The 8028-nt window shown below is 57.4% G+C and carries 5 protein-coding genes; 3 read left to right on the forward strand and 2 right to left on the reverse strand.

Features of this window, described 5'->3' with window-relative positions; translation table 11 throughout:
- Window positions 1-234: 234 nt before the first annotated feature.
- On the reverse strand, window positions 235-3639 hold the full coding sequence (locus ABX749_RS13970) for a protein kinase (RefSeq protein WP_372896511.1): 3405 nt from the start codon (window positions 3637-3639) through the stop codon (window positions 235-237).
- 417 nt (window positions 3640-4056) lie between these two features.
- On the opposite strand from ABX749_RS13970, the gene ABX749_RS13975 reads away from it, so the two are divergent.
- Together ABX749_RS13975 and ABX749_RS13980 are read left to right on the forward strand one after the other, a co-directional pair.
- Complete coding sequence (locus ABX749_RS13975; RefSeq protein WP_372896512.1) at window positions 4057-4791, forward strand: hypothetical protein; 735 nt, start codon at window positions 4057-4059, stop codon at window positions 4789-4791.
- A 348-nt stretch (window positions 4792-5139) separates the two neighbouring features.
- The gene (locus ABX749_RS13980) at window positions 5140-6132 is read left to right on the forward strand and encodes a hypothetical protein (RefSeq protein ID WP_372896513.1); all 993 of its coding nucleotides are present in this window, start codon (window positions 5140-5142) and stop codon (window positions 6130-6132) included.
- Window positions 6133-6482: 350 nt separating this feature from the next.
- Here the strand turns inward: ABX749_RS13980 and ABX749_RS13985 are convergent, their stop codons facing one another.
- Entirely contained in the window at window positions 6483-7025 is a 543-nt protein-coding gene (locus ABX749_RS13985; RefSeq protein WP_372896514.1) for a Uma2 family endonuclease, read from the reverse strand.
- Between the two features lie 391 nt (window positions 7026-7416).
- On the opposite strand from ABX749_RS13985, the gene ABX749_RS13990 reads away from it, so the two are divergent.
- Window positions 7417-8028: magnesium chelatase domain-containing protein (locus tag ABX749_RS13990; RefSeq protein ID WP_372896515.1), on the forward strand; the 612-nt coding region annotated here is incomplete at its 3' end.

The raw sequence follows: 8028 nt of genomic DNA on the forward strand, positions 1-8028 counted from the left end.
GCCCACTGCGGAGGACTCGTCGCCTCGTCCACTGCGGAGGGCTCGTCGCCTCGTCCACTGCGGAGGACTCGTCGCCTCGTCCACTACCCGATAATTGAGCTGACATCTAATACTTGTGTTCCGTCAACTCTTAGGTTAAGTGTGCCGCGAAAAAAAGGGGCACCCATGTACTTTCCGCACCACGTTTTGCCGCGCCTTCATCTGAACGACACTTACCTCAGCGCACCGCTTACCTCAGCGCACCGGCGCGGCTTGGTCGTCGGGACCGGTGATCGCTTGTTCGGCGCGTCGACGCAGCGTCAACAACTCGATGCGCCCCGGGCACTGCGACTCCATCAATTCGATGGCTTTGCCAAGCGTTACCGATGCCCTTTCCGAGTTGGCGGTCTGTTGCAGCGCGATGGCGAGCACAAACAAGTCGAAGGGAGACGGCTGGATTCGCAACTGCACCGCCGCTTCGGCCTCGTCCAACGCCTGGTTGCCATCGCCATCGGCCAGATACGCGACGGCCAATGAATAACGGAAATCGGGATTCAGTTCGTCTTGATCACGAAGCTCACGGGCCAATTGGATGGCACGTTGGGGGTCGCGAATCTGCTCGGCCGAGCACTCCGTCAGCACGCGGATCAACGCCCGTCGGTACTTGGGCGAATCGGGCAACTGCTCACGGAGACGAAGCGATTGTCGATAATGAGGCAACGCCGCGATCAGTTTGTCTTCGCCGGCAAGCAGTTCGGCAAGATAAAAATGACACCATGCGAGGGCGTCGCTGTAGCGCACCTGGGTTGTTCCGGCGTCGACGACAGCCGTCAACTCGTCGATGACCTCGCTCAGCAGCGCGCGTGCTTCTGCCGTTTTGCCTTGCAAGCTCTTCGTCTTGGCCAGTCCCATGCGACTGATCGCGACGTCACCCCGATATCGAATCAGATCGGGGAAGTCTTCGCTCAGCCAGGTGAATTCTTCGATCCCGCCGTTGAACGCCGTTTCCGCCATGCCGTGCTCATTGAGATCTCTCAAAACCATCGCCAACATCACCAAACACTGCGCTTTGGCTTCGCGATAGACCGCGACTTGGGGATAGGTCTGCGACAGCGAAATGAGTTCTGACACCGCTTGGTCCAGATGAACTTTCGCATCGCGACTGCGAGAGGAAAGGTGAAGCATCTGGGCGATGTTCACCCGCCCTGTGGCCACACTTTGCCGATACTTGGGCATCCCCGGACGCTGATTGAGCAGGACAAGGTAATCCTCCACCGACGATTGATAGGCGTCGAGCGGCCCGTCATCATCGCCCGACAGCCGCAATGAATTCCCCAGCAGCACGCGGGTGAGCGCCAAGCCTTCTCGATAGGAGATTTGCTCGGGGGCTTGGGCGATCAGACGTTTGAACTCGGATTCCGCGTGGCGTAGTCGCTCGGCGGCTTGTTGATCGTCACCGGTGACTTGCAAGAGTTGTGCGACTTCGCGGCCGCACATGGCCAGCCCCTCGCGAGCACGAAGGTTGTCCGGTGCTTCGTCACGGATCCGAGCAAAGCCTGCTTCCGCGGCGGCGAACATCTCGGCCGCTTCACCGATTCGATCGACCTGCACCAGCAGTTCGGCGTAATTGTACCGGGCACCGGCAAGATCGATCTGGGCGTTGCGTTGCAAATCCGGATCGGAATGCGGTTGATCGAAGGCGCTGACGGTTTGTTGGAAGTACTGTTCGGCTTTCTCGGCGTCGCCGATCGACATGGAGAGGAGCGCTCGACGAACCCAGACATTTGCCAGGTCGATATTCCAGCTCGTGTCCTCGGGATGTTGTTGTTTCAGCAGCTCCAGGTTTTGCTCGGCAATCTGATAATGCCTGTCGGCTGCATCGTGTTCGTGCATCGTCCGGCGCAGGTCAGCCAATCGGATCCTCGTGCGTGCCGCTTCGCGACGCAGTTGCGGATCGTCTCCATCGATTTTTAGTAACTCTTCGTAATCCTCCGCCGCGGACTGCAATAGGCCTGCCCGCACCGCGCTGGTGGCCGGAAAGACAGCCAGCACCTCGCTCACGCCTGATAGCGATCGATCGATCGCATCTTGGGCACGGCGAAATTGTTGCAGCGCGAGTTTCTTTGCGGCTTGCTCTGCGTTCAAGGACTCGGTCGCCAGCACAAGTGCTTGTTGTTCTTTTCGCAACGACTCGGCGACATGATTCTTGGCGTTCGTTGTGACCGCAGCGATCGCGAAACCGGCCACGGACGCGACCAGCAAGACGCCTGCCATCGCAAGGCTCAAGGTTCGATGATGGCGAAACCACCGCGACGCTTTCTCGAGTGCCGTGTCTTGATAAGCCGAAACCGGTTCATCGGCCAGCCAACATTGAATGTCGCCGGCAAGTGCTTCGGCTGACTGGTAGCGTTCACTTCGCGACCGAGCCATCGCTTTGGCGCAGATCGCATCGAGCGCCCGGGGCGCGGTCGGAACGACCGAACGGACCGTCGGCGTGGGGAACACACGAATGCGACGCAACAAGTCGTGGGCGGTGTCTTTGGTGTCGGCCGGACGAGTCGTTTCGTGCGGCGATTTTCCGGTCAGCATCGCGAACAGGATTGCCCCCAATCCATAAATGTCCGTCAACTCGTCGTTCAAACTCACCCGACCGGAAGCTTGCTCGGGCGACATGTAGGCGGGTGTTCCCAACGCTTGTCCTTCTCGCGTAAAGCTGACGGAGTGTTCGTCGTCAAACACAACCGCGTCCATGTCCACGTCTTCTCGGGGTGCTTCATCAAGCTTCTTGGCCAATCCCCAATCGACCACAATCACTTCACCGAAGTCGCCCAACATGATGTTGCTGGGTTTGAGGTCGCGGTGAATGATGCGGCGGGAGTGCGCGTAGCCGATCCCATGGCAGATCGACACAAAGATGCCCAGCAAAGTCCGCAGCTCCATCGCATCGATTTCCGCGGGCGGCCGACGGCGGTTGGCGCTCCGCAGGTGGTCGCCGAGTGTTTTGCCACGCAAGAAACGCATGGTGTAAAACGGCTGGTCTTCCTGATTGGGCGAAAGTTCGTAGACCGGAACAATGTTCGGATGCTCGAGCTGGCCGGTGATCTGAGCTTCGCGAATCAGCTTCTTGTATCGATTCTTTGTCTGACGCTTGCCGGGCAAGACCTCTTTGAGTGCGACTTCTCGGTTAAGGATCGAATCGCGTGCCAGCCAGACACATCCCAGGCCACCGCGCCCATGTTCTCGCGTCAACCGGTAACGGTTGCGGGTGCGGGGCCGCGATTCGAGCGTTTCGAACAAATCCGACTCGTCGCCTCCCTCGCCGATGGCTCCCTCGGAGGACCGAGTCGCATCGTCAGATTCCCCCATCGTGCCCGGCGAAGGAGTATCGATCGTTTCCTCGTGACTTCCCCGCTGCGTCTTGGAAGGAACCGCCGTGTCTTTGCCAACCGAAGTGGAATCGGCGAGCAGGAGTCGATCGATTTCACGCTCGATGTCTGCTTGCTGCTCTGCCGTCAGAATCGACTGTTCACGCAACATGTCGACCAACCGCTGGCCGGAACTTTCCTCCAGTTGTCGGGCCAATTCCTCGAGACGCTCGGTGTCGATTACCCCCATTCGCACGGCGAGGACGACGAACAAGAACTCACGTTTCACGTTCACGGGAGGCACCAAACCGTACGAAAATCTCGACGAAACCGGGGCTGCGAGTATAACGGCCGTTCCCCCCCGCGGATATCCGCCGCCCGACGGGGGCCAATGGCACGTCCTGTGCGTTTGCGACTTGATCCTTGGCTGTGTCGCCATTGCTGTTGTGCGCCGGCTCGCCGTTTCCCCCGATTGGCAGGATCAGACAAATGGACTCTTGGTTTCGAATGTTGTCGCCTGCCGTCAGCTTTAAGTTGCCGGTCAGCGGTGATGACTCGATGGAATACAACCCGTGGACAAGTTGAAGGAGTTGGCAACAGCAATCGGACGCACCAAGGAAAAGCACAGGGAGTCTGCCAAAGCGAAAGCCATGAAGGTCATGGATCGCTTCAAACAATCCGATCCGCGAGCGTACCAAACTTACGTTAATGAATGACCGAACACCGACAACGGCAAACCACCACCCGGCTAGATCTGCCGGGTTTGATCCATTTTCTTGTCACCCATTTTCCTGTCTGCCCTCTCCGAGCCCCAATTTTCTGCCCGCTATTTCTCTGCCAATCGTTTAGCAGCTTCCGTTGGGCATCGGCCAGCACCAATCGAATGCCCCCCAAACATTTCTCGCATCTTCCGTGCCCGCGCGGCGCTGCGATGGCAATGCGCTGCGGTTATCCTTCACTCATCGAAGTCCAGCCGAAGAGAAGAGGAGCCCTTCCGTTGAAATTCTTAAAACGTCTCGTGGCCAAGCAAGAACCGCCGTCCATCTTGACTGACCGACTGTGGGGGCAGGAAGTGTTCGGCGTCAACGTGACGGCGTTATCGACCAAGAGTTTGGACGTGTACTGGAAGGCGACGTCGAACGAATGGCGTCGCAAGGACGGCGAACGTCATCTCTACGAATATCGGACCGATGTGACGCTTGTGTCGGACACTGAGAATCGTGCTCCGCATGCGATGCGCGTCGAAATCGCCGGAAAGGTGATCGGGCATCTGGGGCATTCCGACGCCCTTCAAATCTACCGTCGGTTGAACGATTTGGGATACAGCCAAATCCACTCCATCTGTCAGGCCAAGTTGGTCGGACGCACCGGCCACTGGGACGTAAAACTTGATTTGGATCTTCAGTTGTCCGATATCAGGTCCGCACGGCCAAAGCCCAACAACTAGCTGATGAGCGACAGAGCGGCACGGCGACAAGTGGTCATTTCCGTGTCCCCGGGGTTGATCCATTTTCTTGTCACCCATTTTCCTGTCTGCCATCTCCGAGCGTCATTCTTCTGCCGGCTATTTTTCTGCACTCGTTTAGCAGCTTCCGTTGGGCATCGGCCAGAATCCATCGAAACCGTTCGTGCCATGTCCCTGGCTTGGATCATCCATCAGACATGACGGTCTCCCTTCGTGGTCCGTCCCCATGCTGCCCACGGCTCACGACTGAATCCGGTACGATTGAGGAACTTGAAAGGCACCCGACAGTGCCCCTGAAAAATGCCCTTGCATCAAGTGGAGACCGCAAGCATGCCCCGCTTCAACTTATTGACGGCTCTCGTCATAGTGCTCTGCGTCAGCCAAGGAGTTTGGATCGAAGTTGCCAAAACCGAGGAAAACGGAAAAGCGATACTCGAACGCAGGCAGGACAGATCAGAATTCTTTGGGAAGCAATACACGTACGATGTGACTTTCGAAGACATCGCTGAGGGATCGCTACCCTACATTCATCGAGCAGCCATCGCCAAAGGCCGACGCACCTTAACATTGGGGACTGCGGGTGATCGGAAGAAGCCGGTGCCATATTTGCTTACGCAGCACGGAGAAAACCCCGGCGAGCCGTATCTCGACGATAAGTCGATTCTAATGGTTTGGGAGGCGTCCGATGGTTTGCACACAAGACGGTTCGCGAGACACCTCTTCGGAAATCGCAAAAGTGGAGTTTTTGAACATGAGGCACTTATTGAATCAGAAGTGCGTGCTGCCTTTCTGCAAAGTGATCCATTTGTTAGCTGCCTCTTTGCCTTCACAAGCGAGCTAGGTCGCATCACTGGATCGGAACCTCTTGTAACGAACTTTCATTCTGATTTGAAAGCGACGGCTGAGTCTCGACCAAATTGCGGACGGGTTTATCGAATCACTGGCAAGGAAAAAGGATTCTTCGTGATCGTTTCTGACGCACCTGAGTATCACTTTATTGAAGCCAATTTCCCTGGAATACAGGTAAACTCGATCGTCAAGTTTGGTGACACCTATTATCCGGCGAGCGGCAGCACCTCGCATGCCGGTTGGAAGAGTACTTTCGCTCTCAAGTCAGTGAAGGACCTTGAGTCGCCACCCAAAGATTGGTTTCCGGACTGGCCAAACGGTAGTGCCGTAACCACCTTGCCACACAGGACGGTCGAGCGAATTCCCTACTCGCCAGGTGAAGTGCAGGCAATTCGACTACATCTTGGGGAACTCGACTGGAAGCCACCGCACGTGCTCGAGAAAGAGTCAGCGGCTTTAACCACCGACAAGTAAACGAATTGCTGCGAACCGTTTATGCCTGCCCTCCCTCCAGCAACGCCCATAGCTGTTCCTCGGGGTCTGTCCCCATGCTGCCCGCCCTCCGGTCTTTCAAAGTCAAACCGGACGGCTCGCGGGCTGTCGATTTCGTCGATGTTCTGAAAACAGCGCGATGATCTTAGCCCGACGCGTGAGCGAGTTGCCCCGCGTGGCTCCTTGCTAACGCATGCGGGCTTAAATCGACAGGCCGCTCGCGCCGTTCCGCTAACTCATACAGTGCCAAAGAAAGTGGCAAGGGGCGCTGACCGTCGTGCGCGGATTTCACCGCAATGCGTTCCGGTATGCCATCATCCTGTAGTAGTCAATCAGGCCGAAAAGATCTTGCTTGACTGGATCTCAAGTTCGCAGTCGCCGCAAACGGTTACTTTGATCGCCGAATAGGTTTCGGTTGATTCGTACATTCCGCCGGGCGACAGCGTTAGCTGCTGGATCGTTTTCGCGTCCGGATCGACGATCAGATAGGTTCGCACGCCTTGGGTCTGATAGAGTTCTCGCTTGTAAGTCAAATCGTTCCGCCGTGTTGATGGCGAAAGAACCTCGACGACCAGGTCCGGTGGACTTTCCAGATGCTGATCGGGCACGCCGCCACAAATCACGATCAAATCCGGACGCACCACCGTGTCATTGCTCACGATCCAATCCAATTCGGCCAAGGCAGTGGCATGACACCTCCTCTGTTCGATGACGACACGAAATGCAGTCAACAGTGACGCAACGACTTCCTGGTGTCGCCCAAACGGGCTCGGCGTCATTGCGATCGCGATTCCGTCCCAGAGCTCCCAGTCCCCCTTCCAAAGTCGATAGTTCTCGATGGTGTAATGGGGTGCGAACTTGATCGCGGCCGACATGATTCGCTTCCGTCAAAAGATGGTTGGTCGAGGGAGCCTTTGCCAGCGATACTCTCTCTCGCCAGCCTATTGCGATTGTATCTCAAAGGACTTGAAGTCCCAAACGCTAAGCGGATACAGAGCTGAAAGGTGCCACCCTCGTGCCATGTCCCCGGGTTTGATTCTCCCTGGGTTGATCCATTTTCTTGTCACCCATTTTCCTGTCTGCCATCTCCGAGCCCCATCATTCTGCCCGTTATTTTTCTGCCACTCGATCGGCAACCTCCGGCGACGTCCCTTGATCGCTGTATTCCGCGGGCTCCGAGGGGCATTGCATCACCACCCGTTGCATGAACCCCTGTCGATCGTCGATACTTCCGCGATCATGACGAGCTAATCGGGGGGGGACGCAATGCTGGCACGACTGAAGACGTTTACTTTGTTGGGCATCGAGGCGATGCCGGTCGACGTCGAAGTCGACATCTCCCCAGCCGCGATGCCGAAAACGATTCTCGTCGGATTACCCGACACGGCCGTCAAAGAATCCACGCACCGCGTCGAACGGGCAATCGTCAACAGCGGCTTCACCCGGCCGCACGACCGCGTCGTGATCAATTTGGCCCCCGGTGATTTGCCCAAGCAGGCGGCGTCGTTCGACTTGCCGGTCGCCCTCGGAGTGCTGGCCGGCAGCGGGCAATTGATCCCAGACCGGCTGGACCATTACGCGATCATCGGCGAGTTGGCTCTCGAAGGGCACACGCGTCCGGTCAAGGGCGGACTATCGATCGCGATCGAAACGGCCAAGAACGAGGGGCTGCGTGGGATCGTGTTGCCGGCCGAAAACGCGGGCGAAGCGGCAGTCGTGGAAGGGCTGGAAGTGATTCCGGTGGAGAGTCTTTCGCAAGCCGTCGCGTTTTTCGCCGGGGAGATCGACATCGCGCCGGCGCCGAGTCGTCTGGAACAGCTGTTCGAAGAATACAGTGCCTACGATGTCGACTTCGGCGACGTCCGCGGCCAAGAAGCA

The sequence above is a fragment of the Stieleria sp. genome, from assembly GCF_041595215.1.
Classification (GTDB): Bacteria; Planctomycetota; Planctomycetia; order Pirellulales; family Pirellulaceae; genus Stieleria; species Stieleria magnilauensis.

Coding starts and splice junctions, on each gene's coding strand:
- ABX749_RS13975 (WP_372896512.1), top strand. CDS start 4,057: ATGACCGAACACCGACAACGGCAAACCACCACCCGGCTAGATCTGCCG.
- ABX749_RS13980 (WP_372896513.1), top strand. CDS start 5,140: ATGCCCCGCTTCAACTTATTGACGGCTCTCGTCATAGTGCTCTGCGTC.
- ABX749_RS13985 (WP_372896514.1), bottom strand. CDS start 7,025: ATGTCGGCCGCGATCAAGTTCGCACCCCATTACACCATCGAGAACTAT.